The organism is Streptomyces sp. NRRL S-1022, assembly GCF_000720135.1.
In the GTDB taxonomy this organism is placed as follows: domain Bacteria; phylum Actinomycetota; class Actinomycetes; order Streptomycetales; family Streptomycetaceae; genus Streptomyces.
In genome coordinates this window covers 1-241 of sequence record NZ_JOIU01000211.1, presented here as the reverse complement: position 1 = coordinate 241, position 241 = coordinate 1, and the positions used below count along the sequence as shown (strand labels likewise).

At 67.6% G+C, this 241-nt stretch carries 1 protein-coding gene; it reads left to right on the top strand.

From position 1 onward, the window contains the following. Positions 1-241, top strand: a 241-nt coding sequence (locus tag IG05_RS0141620; RefSeq protein WP_158839177.1) for an acyltransferase domain-containing protein, incomplete at both ends; no start/stop codon positions are given.

Below are 241 nucleotides of genomic sequence, written 5' to 3'. Positions count from 1 at the left end.
GGAGGGGGTGTTGGGGGAGACGTTGTTCACGCAGGGCGGGGTGTTCGCGCTGGAGGTGGCGTTGTTCCGGTTGGTGGAGTGGTTGGGGGTGCGGCCGGATTTTGTGGTGGGGCATTCGGTGGGTGAGGTGGCGGCGGCGCATGTGTCTGGTGTTTTGGGGTTGGAGGATGCGTGTGTGCTGGTGGGGGCGCGGGGCCGGTTGATGCAGGGGTTGGCCGGTGGTGGGGCGATGGTGTCGGTG